General features: G+C 45.7%; 13 protein-coding genes. 8 read left to right on the plus strand and 5 right to left on the minus strand.

The window, feature by feature from the left end; all coding sequences use genetic code 11:
* The first annotated feature begins 2 nt into the window (after positions 1–2).
* The 6 genes from wecB (at position 3) to M3636_RS23185 (ending at position 5,579) form a co-directional block, all read left to right on the plus strand.
* Positions 3–1,094, plus strand: coding sequence for a non-hydrolyzing UDP-N-acetylglucosamine 2-epimerase (wecB, locus tag M3636_RS23160; protein ID WP_251384178.1), 1,092 nt, complete (start codon positions 3–5; stop codon positions 1,092–1,094).
* Positions 1,087–2,073, plus strand: coding sequence for a polysaccharide biosynthesis protein (locus M3636_RS23165; RefSeq protein WP_251384179.1), 987 nt, complete (start codon positions 1,087–1,089; stop codon positions 2,071–2,073). The genes wecB and M3636_RS23165 overlap by 8 nt, the downstream gene beginning before the upstream one ends.
* The gene (locus tag M3636_RS23170) at positions 2,070–2,897 is read left to right on the plus strand and encodes a dTDP-4-dehydrorhamnose reductase family protein (protein WP_145409280.1); all 828 of its coding nucleotides are present in this window, start codon (positions 2,070–2,072) and stop codon (positions 2,895–2,897) included. Before M3636_RS23165 ends, M3636_RS23170 begins: the two co-directional genes overlap by 4 nt.
* On the plus strand, positions 2,879–3,820 hold the full coding sequence (locus tag M3636_RS23175) for an NAD-dependent epimerase/dehydratase family protein (RefSeq protein ID WP_251384180.1): 942 nt from the start codon (positions 2,879–2,881) through the stop codon (positions 3,818–3,820). Before M3636_RS23170 ends, M3636_RS23175 begins: the two co-directional genes overlap by 19 nt.
* Positions 3,817–4,533 (plus strand): glycosyltransferase family 2 protein, encoded by a 717-nt coding sequence (locus M3636_RS23180; RefSeq protein ID WP_145409279.1) that lies wholly within the window; start codon positions 3,817–3,819, stop codon positions 4,531–4,533. Before M3636_RS23175 ends, M3636_RS23180 begins: the two co-directional genes overlap by 4 nt.
* A gap of 329 nt (positions 4,534–4,862) precedes the next feature.
* On the plus strand, positions 4,863–5,579 hold the full coding sequence (locus tag M3636_RS23185; RefSeq protein WP_164848781.1) for a glycosyltransferase: 717 nt from the start codon (positions 4,863–4,865) through the stop codon (positions 5,577–5,579).
* A 276-nt stretch (positions 5,580–5,855) separates the two neighbouring features.
* On the opposite strand, the gene M3636_RS23190 is transcribed toward M3636_RS23185, so the two are convergent.
* Both M3636_RS23190 and M3636_RS23195 read right to left on the minus strand, forming a co-directional pair.
* Complete coding sequence (locus M3636_RS23190) at positions 5,856–6,026, minus strand: hypothetical protein (RefSeq protein ID WP_251384181.1); 171 nt, start codon at positions 6,024–6,026, stop codon at positions 5,856–5,858.
* Positions 6,023–7,261, minus strand: a complete 1,239-nt coding sequence (locus tag M3636_RS23195) for a glycosyltransferase family 4 protein (protein WP_251384182.1) — start codon at positions 7,259–7,261, stop codon at positions 6,023–6,025. Before M3636_RS23195 ends, M3636_RS23190 begins: the two co-directional genes overlap by 4 nt.
* 187 nt (positions 7,262–7,448) lie before the next feature.
* Between M3636_RS23195 and M3636_RS23200 the strand changes: the two genes are divergently transcribed.
* Both M3636_RS23200 and M3636_RS23205 read left to right on the plus strand, forming a co-directional pair.
* On the plus strand, positions 7,449–7,808 hold the full coding sequence (locus tag M3636_RS23200) for a hypothetical protein (RefSeq protein WP_128103358.1): 360 nt from the start codon (positions 7,449–7,451) through the stop codon (positions 7,806–7,808).
* 401 nt (positions 7,809–8,209) lie between these two features.
* Positions 8,210–9,694, plus strand: coding sequence for a DHA2 family efflux MFS transporter permease subunit (locus M3636_RS23205; RefSeq protein ID WP_145409277.1), 1,485 nt, complete (start codon positions 8,210–8,212; stop codon positions 9,692–9,694).
* Between the two features lie 212 nt (positions 9,695–9,906).
* Here the strand turns inward: M3636_RS23205 and M3636_RS23210 are convergent, their stop codons facing one another.
* The 3 genes from M3636_RS23210 to M3636_RS23220 all read right to left on the minus strand — a co-directional run bounded on the left by M3636_RS23210 (position 9,907) and on the right by M3636_RS23220 (position 16,177).
* On the minus strand, positions 9,907–13,296 hold the full coding sequence (locus M3636_RS23210; RefSeq protein ID WP_251384183.1) for a DUF5704 domain-containing protein: 3,390 nt from the start codon (positions 13,294–13,296) through the stop codon (positions 9,907–9,909).
* 11 nt (positions 13,297–13,307) lie between these two features.
* The gene (locus M3636_RS23215) at positions 13,308–14,645 is read right to left on the minus strand and encodes an S-layer homology domain-containing protein (protein ID WP_251384184.1); all 1,338 of its coding nucleotides are present in this window, start codon (positions 14,643–14,645) and stop codon (positions 13,308–13,310) included.
* Positions 14,646–15,103: 458 nt separating this feature from the next.
* Positions 15,104–16,177 (minus strand): glycosyltransferase family 4 protein, encoded by a 1,074-nt coding sequence (locus M3636_RS23220; RefSeq protein WP_251384185.1) that lies wholly within the window; start codon positions 16,175–16,177, stop codon positions 15,104–15,106.
* Positions 16,178–16,488 lie beyond the last annotated feature (311 nt).

Below are 16,488 nucleotides of genomic sequence, written 5' to 3' on the forward strand. Positions count from 1 at the left end.
CGATGAAGATCATGACTGTGCTGGGCACGAGACCTGAGATTATTCGGCTCAGCCTGATCATTTCCAAGCTGGATCAGTACGCATCCAAGCACATTCTGGTGCACACAGGACAGAACTTCACGGAGAGTCTGAGTGGTCTTTTTTTCAAAGAGATGGGTCTGCGTGCTCCAGACTATGTGCTTCAGGATGAGGCGGCCTCTTTAGGTCGACAATTATCCTCCATGTTCTCTCAGATGGAAGACATCTTGCTGCAAGAGAAGCCAGATAAAGTGTTGCTGCTTGGTGACACCAATAGTGCGCTCTGTGCTGTGTTGGCAGAACGTATGGGGATTCCCGTCATTCATATGGAAGCAGGTAACCGCTGCTTTGATCTGGACGTACCAGAGGAGAAAAATCGTCGCGTCATTGATGCGATATCCACAATAAATATGCCTTATACCGAACAGAGCAAAAAACATCTGGTCAGTGAAGGCGTGCCCAGTCGGCGAATCGTACTGACAGGCAATCCGATTTACGAAGTGATGCTGCATTATAAAGCGCAGGTAGATGCCAGTAAAATTTTGAAAAAATTAAAGCTGAAGTCCGGACAATATTTTCTTGTTACAGCACACCGGGCTGAGAACGTAGATCATCCACCGCATTTATTGGAAATTATGAAGGGCTTGAATCATGTTGCTGAAACGTATGGCCTCCGGGTAATCTGTAGCATCCATCCACGAACTGCCATCCGGATTGCAGAGCATCTGCAGTTGGAGATGAATCCATTAGTGGAATTTCATGAGCCGTTCGGATTCTTTGACTTCGTGATGCTGGAACGTCATGCCCGCCTCGCACTTACGGATAGCGGTACTGTGCAAGAGGAGTGCTGCATTATGGGGGTTCCAACAGTAACGATGCGACGGACAACAGAACGTCCTGAGACGGTGGACTGTGGCAGTAATGTGGTGTCTGGGCTGGATGCTGCGCGCATTGCAGATTGTGTGAAGGTGATGACGGAGCTATCCAATGATTGGGAGTGCCCGCAAGGTTACAAGGCTACAGATGTATCCAGTAAAGTGGTCAAATTTCTGCTTGGAGGGAAAATGCATGTTTGAAAATAAGCGTATACTCGTGACTGGCGGTACTGGATCATGGGGTTATGAACTTGTAGCTCAACTGCTGCCTCAGCAACCCAAAGAAATTATTGTGTACTCACGCAATGAATCAAGCCAAGTGGCGATGAGCCGTGATTTCGAAGATCCTCGTCTGCATTTCCGCATCGGTGATATTCGTGACAAAGAAGCACTAACTGCGGCATGCCAGCAGGTGGACTATGTGTTTCACTTGGCTGCACTCAAGCATGTTCCGGTATGTGAGGATCAGCCGTATGAAGCGTTGAAGACCAATGTGATCGGTACCCAGAATGTGATTGAAGCGGCCATTGAGAACAAGGTGGAAAAGGTCATTTATATTTCAACCGACAAGGCAGCCAACCCATCGAATTTCTATGGAATGACAAAGGCCATCGGTGAAAAATTAATTGTTTATGCCAATCTGCTGCACAGCAACACACGCTTCGTCACGGTACGGGGAGGCAACGTGCTTGGCACCAATGGGAGCGTTGTCCACCTGTTCAAGAATCAGATCCGTCAAAAGGGCCAGGTATCGATTACCGATATGAACATGACACGTTTCTTCTTAACCCTGAAGGATGCGATCACTTTATTATTCAAGGCTTCGGTGGAAAGCGTGGGTGGCGAAATATTCGTTATGACGATGCCTACCTGCAAAATTGTGGATCTCGCTGAAGTATTGATTGAAGATTCAGGTGTTGAGAATGTTGGCATTGTAGAGCGTGGCACCCGCCCAGGCGAGAAGATTCATGAAATTCTGATGAGCGAGTTCGAAAGTATGACTACGGTTGTCTACGACGAGCAGTATTTAGTTATTCTGCCTACGCTCGTTATTCCAGGGCTCAAGGAGCATTACACCGACTGCCCTCCGGTCTCCTTCAGTAGTTTTAGTTCCGAACACCAATTGATGACCAAAGAGGAGATTCGTGAAATCCTCAAGCGCGGAGGATTCTTGTCATGAAGTTGCTGATACTTGGGGGAAACGGAATGGCCGGCCATGTGATGGTCGACTATTTCCGCCGTCAAGGTGTGCACAGTGTGTTTTATACCACTCGGGATGCTTCTGATCCTAATGGACTGTTACTGGATGTAAACGATAGTTTCATGGTGGATCGTTTGGTGGAAGCTGTGCACCCTGATGTAATTGTGAACGCTGTGGGTGTGTTGAACAGTTTCGCGGATGTAGACAAAATCAATGCTTATCATATTAATGGTTTTCTTCCACATCGTTTGCGCCGGGTCGCAGATACGATTGGTGCACGGCTCATCCATATCAGCACAGACTGTGTGTTCAGTGGAGACCGTGGAGGTTATACCGAGTCGGATGTTACGGATGGCACCTCTTCTTATGCGATCACGAAGGCATTGGGTGAAATTCAGGATTCAGGACATCTGACCATCCGAACATCTATTATTGGTCCCGAAATCCGGAAGGGCGGCATTGGTTTAATGAACTGGTTCATGTCCAGCACGGGGGAGGTTGGTGGATATACCCGTGTGTTATGGAACGGGGTTACAACCCTTGAGCTGGCGAAATGGGTAGATCATTATCTCGCTTCACCTGTCAGCGGATTGATCCATCTTGCCCATCCACATCCACTAAGCAAGCATGATCTGCTCGTATTATTTAAGCAGATCTGGAACAAGGAGGATGTCGTCATTGTCCCTGATGATCGTATGGTGCAGGATCGCACGCTTGTATCAACACGAGTGGATGTGAAGACAGACCTTCCAGAGTATTCTACAATGCTGAAGGAGCTGGCATTATGGATGGAGCAGAGCTAACAGGCAAGAAGGTGCTCATTACAGGTGCCTCAGGTTTTACCGGACGACATGCTGTAGCGTTTTTTCAAGCCGTTGGTGCAGAGGTCGCCGCAGTCGTTAGACGTGAGAATGTTTATGCGTTCACTAAGGGTACACATGTGCACGTCTGTGACCTGAATGACAAAGACCAAGTTCGCGAGTTAATTGACGAGGTGCAGCCTGATTATGTGCTGCATCTCGCAGGTAAAAATTCCGTGCCAGATTCATGGGCTGATCCGCTGCTTGTACTGGAGACGAATGTCATGGCGGTGCTGTATTTGCTGGATGCACTGCGCAGCTGTCCTGCTGCAAGAACGGTTATTGTAGGCTCACGATTAAAATACACACCAGAACCAGGTAAAGTCCCTCAGCCCCCGCATCCCTATAGCCTTAGTAAAGCTCTGGAGGAGATGGTGACCCTGTCGTGGATGTCTCTTTTTGGTCAGCAGATTATGATGGCTGAACCGGGCAATCTGATTGGTGCCGGACCTTCAACAGGAATCTGCTCACTGCTCGCACGTCATATTGTTGCCTGTGAGCAGGAGGGCAAGACGGAAGCTTTTCGCCTTTCAGGTCGGGAGAACACCCGTGATTTCCTTGATGTACGAGATGCTGTGAGAGCCTATGCTACATTGTTAGTTCACGGAACGACGGGTACGGTGTACCCTGTTGTCTCTGGTACGGAGCGTAGTCTGGATGAGATCGCGGATACGTTATTGTCGATGTCGAGTGCGAATGTACCTGTGCGCTGGGATGGAGCCACCTCAGGCCCAGACGGCGCTGGGGAAGAGGAACAATTGTCGCTGCTGCGCAAACTGGGTTGGCAGCCACTCATTCCGTTTGCACAATCCCTTCAGGATATTCTAAGTGATGTTCGTATCCGGCAAGGGAGGGGAACGGTTTGAATCCGAAGGTGTCCATAGTCATTCCGTTCTACAATTGTCCTTATGTACCTCAGGCCATTCAAAGCGCCTTGAATCAGACATATGCTGAGACCGAGATCATTGTTGTTGACGATGGCTCAACGCAATATGCCCATCTGTTGCAGCCGTATCTTCCTTATATTCATGTGCTTGGCAAAAGCAATGGAGGAACAGCGTCTGCGCTGAACCACGGTATACGCCATGCATCCGGGGAATATGTTGCCTGGCTCAGTTCAGATGATCTATTTTATCCAGACAAAATCCGGCAACAGGTTCAGTTTATGCTAGAGCAGCAAGCGTTGGTTTCTCATACTAATTTTCACTATATTAATGAGCATGCTGCTGTGACCAAATTGCTTGGCGGAGCAGAGCCGATGGCTCCTGTTGATTGGTTGCGCAGGTTCGTGAACGGTAATCCGGTAAATGGTTGTACAGTAATGATTCGTAAAGATCTGTTCGGAGCCGTAGGTCTCTTCGATGAATATTTGCCGTACACTCACGATCTGGATCTCTGGTTGCGGATTCTGCTGAACGGACATCACTTCCCGTATCTGAACGAGCCTCATACCGCTTATCGCTGGCATGAGGGTATGGGATCCATGAGACACGCTACAGTTATTGGGCAAGAAGCCTCCATGGTGTGGTCGAGATATCGTGATCCGCTGTTGCAGCGAATCGCGGGCATGGGGGGATAAAAGCTTGGAGAAAGTAGGGGGTATTAGGCGGATCTTTTAAGCCTGGTAGTCCCTTTTTTCTTGAGTTGACTTTGCAACGTGCTGAAGTTAGGTAGGTGTACCTTAGTTAACTTGAACTAAGGATTAGTGAGCCTTACCACGTGAACGCCGTAATAACCTTAAGGTGGAATTAGTCTATATTTCTCTAAGTGTTTTATTTAAATGGTGGGTTAGAAAAAACTTGTGTGATCTTATCCCTACAGATGTCCCATACGCATCGAAAAGCATTTCATATACTAGGGAACGAGGAGTTATATTTTAGATTTGCAACCAAGAGGAGGGAGAGCCGGATGGAGCCTAAGGTATCAATCGTCATTCCTTTTTACAACTGTGCATACATTGATCAGGCCATCTACAGTGCCGTTCATCAGACATATCCTCATATTGAAGTCATCGTTGTAGACGATGGTTCTACGCAGTTTGTCGAGCGGGTACAGCCGTTTATGGATCGGATTACTTATATTCGCAAAAAAAATGGTGGAACGGCTACCGCGCTGAATGAAGGCATTAAACATGCCACCGGTGATTATTTTGTATGGCTTAGCTCAGATGATGTGATGTTGCTGGATCGGGTAGAGAAGCAGCTGAAATTTATGCTGGAAGTGAAGGCATTGTTCTGTCATGGAGCCTATCACTACGTGAATGCAGACAATGAGTGGATGGATACCATCCGTCCTGAGGTGGGAAGCCGCTTGGAGGTGCTGCAGGTACTTCTGGAAGGTTGTCCAATTAACGGCTGTACTGTGATGCTGGAGATGGATGCTTTTCGCAAATTCGGTATGTTCGATACCGATTTTCGTTATACGCATGATTATGAGATGTGGTTGAGGCTGTTTCCGGTCTATGAGCTGTTCTATTTCAATGATCCGTTAGTGTCTTATCGGGTGCATGAAAAGATGGGTACGAAGCGTCATTTTGATGAACTAAAGGCAGAGATGGAACGGGTTCAGACAAAGCATCGCCCCACATTGCTTAACCTGCTTCAGGTAGGCGGGTATTGGCAATAAGGTAGGTCTGTGAGGTGCGAGAATCGTTATAGATAGTTATATGGAAATAAGAGTATTCAGCGTGTCGTATGGTTGACGGCGACAATGGAATACTCTTTTTTTAGCTGTTATTGACCTTTGGAGAGTCATGAACATAAGCAATGACATAGCAAAGGCTGCTGAGGTTTTTTATCAATTTGAATGGTTAAAAGCAGAGGTGTGTAACGGGTTTCGCTTGTAAAACGTGAATGGTAAACAAATAAAACCCCTCTTGGGCAAGAGGGGCAACTCAAGTCATTAATCATTCTGGTTTAATATCTCCATCGATACGGGGTCAGGTAAAGTGTATCCCTTTGGCAGCTTCTGCATCAATGCATTCATGACATCGTAGTCCACTTCAATATGGGGTGTGGATACGGGAGTGGAGAACCAGCGATTATATAAATCACTGGGAACAAGGATCGTCATACGGAATGTCCTCCTCTGTGTATGGCTTCTTGGTACACCTGTAACGTGCGCATTCCCATCTCTTCCAGTGAGCGATGCTGTTCTGCCCATGCTTTGGCCTGCATGCCTACTCGTTGGCGGGTAGCATCATCCTCTAATAGTGCATGTAATAAACTGCAGAGTGAGTTGGCATCTTGGGGAGGCACGACCCATCCCGTGTTAGCCGGGTCAACCATCTCAGGCATACCGGCAGTACCGCTAACGATGACAGGAACGCCTGCAAGCTGTGCTTCGGTCACGGAGAAAGGCTGGGTGTCTTGCAGACTAGGTTGAACATAGATGTCAGCGCGGCGCAGGAAGGAGGGGATATTGTCCAGTTTTCCAAAAAAGACAACGTCGTCTCCCACACCCATACGGGATGCTTGATCACGTAGTTCCTCCATCAGATTACCCTCTCCCGCAATCCAGCAGACCCAATCCGAACGGATCGTTTTCAGACCAGCAAGTGCGTTAATCAATACATGTACACCTTTGATGTACTCCAGTCTACCGGTAAAGGCGATTACTTTTTTACCTGCCGGAGGTCTATGACGGAATTTGACTGCTGCTGAAGATTTATAAGACGGGAGATCGATGGCATAAGGAATAAGACGGAATTGCGATTCAGGCACGTTCAGTTCTGTAAGGGTGCTCTTGATCCAATGACTAGACACGAGAATCAGCTCGGATTGTGCAGCGCTTCTTTTCTCCAAGGAAAGGAAGTACCGACCTCTTTTGGATTGCAAATAGGTAGGGAGCGTAAGTTGTGGATTTGAATTTTGAGCATCATAAAAGGTTTCACGTGCCAGCGCTCCATGATAGCTCGTTACGAGTGGAGTGTTACGGCGTAGAATACGCTTCATGGCTACAGCGGCTACTGGATCTTGAGCATGGATGATGTCATAATGATTGACCCCAAGATACGTAGCAGCCATCTCAAAGGCATAACGATTAAGCTCATAATAAGCGAGAAGGGAGTCGGCGGTGAATTGAGGCAGGTCGGTGGGATTAAGCTTCGTTTGCAGCATCGGCCAGACTTTAGTTTTGGAGAAGGATTGATTCAGATTACGGACATAAACCTCATTGCTCGCTGCGTTAGTGCCCATAATATCAACCTCCACACCCAGTGATGTCAGGTGATCGGCCAATTGTCTTAGATATGTCCATATCCCACCCATTTGGGTTAATTCCCAATAGGTCACGAGCAGAACTCTCATAGGTACCTCCTTATCGCGGCCTGCGCAGACCGTTCTTCTATCTTTGTATTCTATGAAAAATGGGGTGCCTGAGGTCGGGCATTTCTATGCTTACGTGCAAAAATGGGTGAATACAACTGGCATTGGACGAGAGGTTGCATAAACTACATAAGGACGGATCGGTGGAAATGGGAGGGAGGGCAAGTACGTGGCTGTATATCTACTTGTGATGCATGAGAGTATGCTCCAAACGGCTGTTCCAGTCAGATATGTAGACATTGAGGTAGGTTGGGCAGGGGATGACGAAGCGGATGTATTTATAGGTGGAACGAACGATGTAGGTGGAGAGATCTATCGTTATCTGTTTCAGATTGGATCAGAGCATCATGGGTGCATGCGTAATTATGTTATTCCTAATTTGGATGTGTCTTCAGCCAGCTGGGAACTTCGAATTATTACGAATTATTCCCGTCCTTATCATCTTGCAGTTCGTTTGTATTGTCGGAGCGCATATGGACAGACTTTGGGTGTGCTCACAGAGCACCAGATGACCAAACTTGCAGATTAACAGTGAAGCAGTCTGAACGTTTAGTTCGATGATATAACGGGTACAACGTGTGACCAAACGGATGAAGCAGGTCGGAGCCTGGTTCATTTTTTTGGCGTCTGGAATTGGGCGATTACATAACTTCCAAAATTGGATTAGTGTAACTAGATATAGACAAGTTGGATCGCTTGGATCTATATCTCGTACATATTGAAGCAGTTAGCGGAAAATGAGTTAAAATTTACATATATAATTAATGACATTAAAAATATCTTGACAGCAAAGGTATTTTCGTTAAAATATACTATGATTAAAACAAAAGTTTAAAACGACAGTTTGAAACAAAGGTTTGAAACATGTTGTGATTATAAGGCTGATAGAGAGGCAAGAGATGCCTCCAGGCCGGAAAAGAGTGTGAGAATTTGAAAGAGCAAACAGCAATTCCCCAGAATCCAGCGGAGTTCTCGATAAAAACGATTATTCTACCGCTGCTGGCCATCATTGTAGGCATGATTATGGTCATTCTGGACAGCACGGTGGTGAATGTGGCGATTCCTAATCTCGTTCAGTATTTCGAGACGGATCTCAAAACGATTCAATGGACTGTGACGGGATACACCTTGGCTTTGTCTGCTGTTATTCCCCTGGCTGGATGGTTAACCGATCGATTCGGTTCCAAGAGAGTGTTTTTATTTACAATTGCAATGTTTACGTTAGGATCTGTACTATGCTCGGTTGCACAATCGCCAGAGCAATTAATTATTTTCCGCATCATCCAAGGGCTTGGTGGAGGTATGGTCGCTCCGATTGGTATGGCTATGGTTTTCCGTTTGGCTCCTCCGGAGAGAAGAGGCTCCATTATGGGTATGCTGGGGATTCCGATGTTATTAGCTCCAGCACTAGGTCCAGTATTATCTGGATGGTTCATTGAGTCGTTCAGTTGGCACTGGATTTTCCTTATTAATCTTCCGATCGGGATTGTAGCGCTTATTCTATGCATTAAATTTTTGCCGGACACGGATCGTGGACGGACGCCTGCGCTTGACCTATTAGGTATGATTCTGGCACCAATTGCATTCTCCATGCTGGCTTATGGTGTTAGTGAAGGCGGGACGAGCTGGACGTCTGCAACTACACTGACTGGTGTGATTGTAGGTGGGGTAGCATTAATTCTGTTCATTATTGTAGAGCTGCGCCACAAGCATCCATTGCTGGAGCTGCGGGTATTCAAATCATCTGATTTCTCACGCGGCATTATCCTTGCTTGGGTATCACAAGTAGCTCTATTCGGGGCGATGATTCTGATTCCGCTCTACCTGCAACAGATCAAAGGATACACTGCACTGGAGACAGGACTGATTCTGCTTCCACAGGCGCTGGCATCTGGCGTAGGTATGCCACTCGGCGGTCGTCTGTTTGACAAGATTGGTGCGAGACCACTGGCATTCACAGGTTTAGGTATCATTTCCGGAGCACTGTTTATCTTGTCTTCCATCACGGCCGAAACAAGTCTTGGACTGATCATCCTTAGTCTGGTTATGATGGGACTTGGTATGGGTCTGTCCATGATGCCACTGAATACACATGTATTGAACGCTGCTCCTCGTAAACTGGTAGGTCGGGTTACGCCGCTTACTGCTGCGGCTCAGCAAGTCGTTGTGTCCTTTGCAGTTGCAGGACTGACGGGTTTCTTGACTTCCCGAGTTGCTGATCACACCACAGGAACTGGCGGAGCGAATGCAGCCAATGGACTGGTCGCTGGCTTCAACGACACATTCTTCTTGGCAGCTTGTATTGCATTGTTTGGATGCATCCTGAGTCTAATTCTTCGTAAACCGAAACAGATGAAAGAAGAGACGCTTGAGACAGGAGATCAGCCTGATCCTGCAATGATGATAGGTCACTAATTTCTTAATGATATGATCTGGAAATAAGATCTAAAAATTAGGTCTAAAAATAAGACCTAAAAATTTGATCTAAAAGCAAAAGAAACCGTTCCTTCTCAGATGGGAGAGTGATTCACCATTGAGAAGGGAACGGTTTTTTTGTACACATATGTTGAAGTTGAACATGTTGAATTAACCTATAGACATTGGATCAAGGAACCTTGTCACCGCATTTAGTGAGGCACTTGGGCTTGGAAGTCATTCCGGCTGGATTGATCAGCGTGGTAAAAGACCACATCTCCATCTTTCACAGGCAACGATCTCCCGCGATCATCCAGTTGGTTCGTATTGAAACCTTCAAGTCGCCACTGATTCATGAGTGGTGCATGGATGTATTGCAGATGTGGTGCATCTGTATTGCCATCGCGTAACGTTTCCAGATTGAAATTAACGACGATATATCCATTTTTCAAAAATACATCCGCCTTCTCATCAAGTGCATTTTGCCTTGCTAGTGGCGTGAGATCCGTTCCCTTTGGCACAGCATACACATCGGCTGGCAAGCTATACTCACCGTACCACCGCTGAATGGCGGCAATGGCTCGGTCTACATTCACACTTGTGGGAATGTTGGTCTTAGGCCCGATAAGTGTACGGATGGAAGCGGGTAGAATCATCCAATCGTAGCGACCTACCCATGTTTTCTGGTGTGAGATCTGGTCGACCAGTTGAACCATGTACTCTGCCAGCGTCGTTTGGTTGCGTTCCTGTGCCGTTAGTTCATAGGTGTAGCGGTAACGTGCTGTATCTCCAAGTTCTGTACCGGGTACATTGCGAAGTCGTGAGTTCAGCACGACGAAGCGTTTCTCCAAATCCTGCGGCGATCCGATCCGGATAAGACGTTCCTGTCCACGGTGGTAGTAGAGATCCACGGCCTGCCGTGTAGTGCCATCCTTACTCACAAAATCAAAAGTAGGGGTGATACGAACGCCATCGGTTGTGCCGAACATATTACCTTTGGTTTTCAGGTCGAATTTGACATGATAACCTGTTTTCACCGCGATATTCCGAAATCCCTGTACAGGATGACTCCCCGGACGAATAGGCAGGACAAATGGTGCTAAATTACCTCGCGGATCACCATCGATCCCGTTGGTACCTGTCCAGTAGCTGACGCCACTAGCTGCTGAACTTCCCATTTGTTTGCGAAATACATTTTCCCAGTTATAGTCCGAGATATCCGTCACATGAAAATCATACAACCGCCCAATGACTTCCACAGGTACCGTATCTGTAGCCACATGGTGAGCCAGATTGGTGTTTGCATCCGGTTGGGTTGTAAACGTCGAGGGTGCATTTTCCGCGATATTGCGGAATTTCACTTGGTAATGTCCCTCATCGACCCATACGGGGAGGTAGAACTGGGTATCTAATTGGTTTACCGGGATATCTACCCACGTTTCTGCAGGGATGAACTGGCTTCGATCAGCATTGTAGACATCAAAGGGAAACTGAACCTGTTTGATCCGAAAATACTTAGCATAATCCCGGTTGCCATATCCCGGATAACTGGCTACGTCCAAGTGCTGTCCAGACGTTGGAATACGCACGATAAAGGGACGCTCTAAGATTAGCGCTGAACTGTTCGGGTCAGGTACCGTTTTCTGGTTGTGCGGCTGATCATCCGACACCCACGCGTAGTTGACGACAGGGGTATGTACCGTGACGGTGTTGATCCCCGAGATAGGTAATGTTTTGTTCGCCCCGCCGTTCACATTACCGGGAAGCAGATCGTAAAAGATCTCACCCGAACTCGTCGTATTTGCTTTGTTCAGCAGTGAACTGCTAATCATGTTGTTTGGCTTATAGAGCACATCCCGACCAATCGGTGTCGGATCAGGAATGTTCGTTGGCGTAGGGCCGTCTTTGGTCGCTTCCACGTCGTCCATGACCTTAGTGTTGTTAAATTTGACGAGGTCATTATTGACTTTACTCTGAGGCGTGTTCGACTCGGCCATGCCTTTTAACAGTGCAGTATCATCCGGTACATCCGGTGGCGAGTTTAAACCGCCTGTTCGCTTCGGTGGTGTATAGGAGATTGCCGCCGTTGGTGCGGGTTTGACATGACTTTCCACCGCTTCATCATTTCTGGACTCGAGTGTTGGCGGTGTATAGCCCCAAGGCAGCATGGTGACCGAGGTACCTGGGAGAGCGTAATTCTCCATGGTTGCTCTAGCGATCTTGTATACTTCCAGCTTGTTGATTTTCCAGTACGAATAATCTCGTGTAATCTGGAAGTTGTAAGGTTTGGTTACGGTATCCCCTGTTTTTACGGGCGGTCCAGGTGAACAAGCGCCTTCTGGCGGGCAAACTTCTGGTCCAGGAATCGTCCATTCTCGCTCATAGGTGAGAGTGATACTACAATCGTACGTTGTCTTACCCGTCATCCGAGCCCAAGATTGGTCAAACAGGTAGTTATCCGCAATCGCATTGGTATACAATGATTCAGAAGTCGGGATGCCTTTGAGTACGTCGAATCGCTCAGCGTCCCTGTTATCTGCCTTGATTACTCCGCGAGCATTCGGATCGAGGTCACTATTATTCATTGTGGTTCCCTGTGAAGGTGGACCGATATTAGGTGTACATGCACCACCACCGCCACCGGGATTTTGAGGCGTTTCAGGGCCATCGTACTTTGCATAAATTTTCATTTCGGGATATTTGTAGATCTCACCATGAAACATCACATTCCAGCCGTTATACCATCTTCGTACTAAGCCATTCTCATTATCACTAACAACCTCACCACCTGGCGTGGCATTGTCGAATGTGGCCAGAAATTCAAAGTTGAGAATAACATTAGTTTTATTTGTATCATCAATTGATAAATCACGAACACTATTTACTTTAGAAATTTGCATGCAGTCTTCCGGACATTCCCAATATGACAAATCTTCCTTGTTTACAATGACTTTAGCAAGCTGTGACATCTCAAAATCAATCCCAGGTAACGTAGGGTTATAGAATTTTTCTTGGAAATTTGAACCGACTGTGATGGTTCTTTCTGACCAAACCATATTGGTATTTGAACCTTGTTGCCATCCTGAACTTGGTACATTACCAGCTGATCCGAAAGTCCACTCGCCACTACTAGGAGGAAAGGAGTCATTGTTGGATTTAAGAAAATATCGTTGACCTTTATAGTCATACATCCAATACTTTCCTGATGGTGCACGAAACCATGCAAAATACCCTCGATATTGACCATTTGCTTTAGCTGAAAGTTTTATCTTATCTCCTTCGATATTCCCAACGTTCCACGAGGTATCGCCTACTTTGGTTAAGTTTTTCACCAATTTACCATTAAGGTCGAATATTGCAACAGAAGTAGCAACGGAATCACCTTTCTTTGGTACATTGACAGTTGAATATGCTAATTTACTCAAGGGAATGTAATGATTCTTCTCAGCATCTACCTTACCGATGTCACCGTATAACCGAACGTCTCCAATAAACTCATAGTTGCTAGGGACGGCTGCATATACCCTTGTGGTATATCCAAGATAATTTGTGATGGTGAGAAGTAGATAACCCACCATCACGAGTACTACAATTTTTTTCAACGTATAATCACCTACTGATGATATTCTGGATTCAGTTTACCTTGGTATAGTGTAACAAAAGTTCCCTGCCAGTTACCCATGCCACCAAACATATATCGGAAAGGTTTGTCCGATATAAAGTTAGTTTTAGGAAACAATGTGCCTGTAGCAAAAGTAAGGGTTCCATTCGAAATTTCAGAAATGTCTAAAGATGAATGGAATTGTTCATACTTCGGATTCCACGGCATAATTCCATATGAACGATTTGGCTGTTTAGGACTGGTAGCATTTTTTTGTATTTCATACCAATCGTCATTTTGAAATGTCATTCTGCAAGGGAATAATTCTTTAACGTTCATTTTGCCAGATATTTTGGTTTCACTAATCCCCATAACGGCATAACCATCTGAGTCAAGAAGCTTATAATATCTATTGTTATCAGCCCATGCATACTCCGTATCTTCAATGATTTTACGGTTGGGATCTTTGGGATCACCAAGGTCAATGGCAACAAGTTTAGTGATTCTGCAGACTGCTTTGCCATTGGGGGATGTACTTACCATAGCTTTGTTATCAAAGGGTTTCCCATTGAAAGAATCACTGAAGTATCTTGGTAACATGGTCATAATGTTGGTGTCATGCCAGAGTAATTCCGCAGCAGATACGGCATACTTATCGACGGGTAATTTTGTCCCTTGTTTAACAGAGAGAACACGTTCGATTACAGTGATCGCTTGTGCCCTTGTTGTACTGCCTTCTGGAGCAATCACTCCAGGAGATGTGCCAGATATTAAGCCGTTTTTGGTTGCCATATACATCCACTGAGTTTTTTCCACATCGCTAACACCAATTGCTCGCACAGCTACCTTTGACATTTCTTCACGGCTAATGGCTTTTGTCCAGTTGGAATCCTTAAAATCGCCAGATTGATATATTGCTTCTGCTTGCGCAGCGTTAACGTACGGTGTATACCAAGAAGCACTTGCGTTACTACTGACCTCTAAATCCAATGCAGAAACTAGCATTTTGACGAATTCGGCACGAGATACATTGTTGTTGGGGAGGAAGGTACCATTCGGATAACCATCTACATAACCACGGGTCAGTGCGCCATTAATACTTTTTTCTGCCCAGTGTCCAACAATATCTCTAAAGCTTTGATCTGATTGACTGCGCGTAGATTGTACGTTTTGGCTATTGGAGTTCGCTGTGATCTCAGCATTAAGAGGTGTAACTACATTTGTTGTTTGAAGGTCTGACCGTAATTGAGCGTGCGTAGTTTCTATTAGATTCCCAGTACCTCCAATGTTGCTGACAATCCCCGTTAACAAAGCTAAAGTCGTAATCCCGCCAACAATCATCTTTTTCATGCTTACTACTCCTCTCGAATCTTTGTTTTTCGTTCTGTGGTATGTACTTCTTTCTACCAGATACTAAATTTGACATAATAATCAATATTCTACCATGTGTATTTAGTTCAATGGTATTATTTTTCAGAAATATTCAACCAACAGAGGTTTTAATCCCCTTCCTGAGACCTATGTACCCTTAAAAAACAAAAAAAGGCCACGAATCCGTAGATTCATAGCCTTATACTTTAAGGTGTTGGTCGTCCCTATGTAATTACTTGAGAGAAAAATATAAAACAAGCATAACCGATTTCCAATCATTTGAAAAGGTGTCATTTAAGTCTTTATGAAAAGGGAACCATGATCCGAATATAATAATTTGTTTCTCAACTATAACAAACAGGAAACAGCACATCTTCCGGCTAACTTTGAAGGAGTCTGTGCTGTTTTCAAGAGGAACTAGAGATTGTTTGGGATCTTTAAAAGAAGATCCTTAAGGCGGTCATCATTTCTCGAAACGAAGCAGCATAGCGATCAGGTGAAAAGGAAATGCTCATGTGCTGACGACCCTGCCTACGGATACGTTCACGTAGCCTTTTGTTATTCATGAGATCTATGGCCTCCGAAACAGCAGTGTTCACATGACCGATTGGGTAAAACTTGCCTGTTTTATTGTGCGTAATAAATGAACGCACGCCATCTGAGTCTGTGCTAAGCACAGGACATCCACAGCTTATCGCTTCAGCCACCGCATATCCGAATCCTTCAAGAATGGAAGTGGATAACATCAACCCACCTGATTCCGCAGTCATAGAGTAGAAGGTAGGCATTTGCGAATGGGGGACGTTAACGAAAATTCCAATACGATCCTCAAGTCCTTTTTCAGCCAACATGTGCTTGAATAATACTTCGTCTTCAGGATTGGCAAGTGTTGGATCATGGAACATCCACATTCTGGCGTTGGGAACTTGGTGAATAATCTCACTAGAAATATGCAGATATTCTTGCCAGTTTTTATTATGTTCCAGTCGACCAACCCAGGCGATAACCGGATAAGGAGGCACATCCACTTTAAGTGGGCTAAAGGTCTGCGTATCCAGCATATTCGGGATGACAAATCGATGTAACCAAGGGCAGATGTGAATGAACATTTCTAATAAATGATCGGTAGGCGGAATAACGGCGGCATCGCAGTATGCTTGCAGATAGGGAATGGCCATTTGGATCGTTTCCAGTGCCTGATCCCGTGTGCCGAGTCCTTGTGCTTCAAAGATAATTCGTCCTTCATATCCTAATCCTCTAAGTCTGCCGGGCATGGATATATCCGAAGTGACAATAATGGCATCATACTGATGTTGATCAACCAATACCTTAATGTCCGCGTCATTGGAGGCGGTAAATACGGGAGTTCCGGTGCCATTCTGTAACCCAGAACCTGGGTACAGGTATAACACATGTGCGTCTATGCCATGACGTTTCAATGCGGCTGTGCGTAGCCGATTCAAGGTGTCCACCCCACCGCTCGGCACAAAAAATGTGAATAGAACTTTCACAAGGTTCACCTCTGACTATTGTGCAGGATTGTACATGTGGCTCCTGTAATCTGCACAGATTGTTATCATATCCTTGGCAATGGGTATAACTGCTCCTAGGGTATGGTACGTTTCCCCAAAGCACAGGGTGTGGGTGAATGTAGCCCTATTCACATTTTGGACATATTTTTTTAAGCTTTCTTTTAAGGAACATTAATCTAGCTTTAGGGTATTGCAGCTATGCTGGAATAAACATCCCGTGTAGAGCCGTCAGCAGATCAAACGATGGCACACGGGTTATTTTAAGTGTGAGTTCAAAAAAACGGACGTTT

Source organism: Paenibacillus sp. MER 99-2, assembly GCF_023714095.1.
GTDB lineage: Bacteria > Bacillota > Bacilli > Paenibacillales > Paenibacillaceae > Paenibacillus.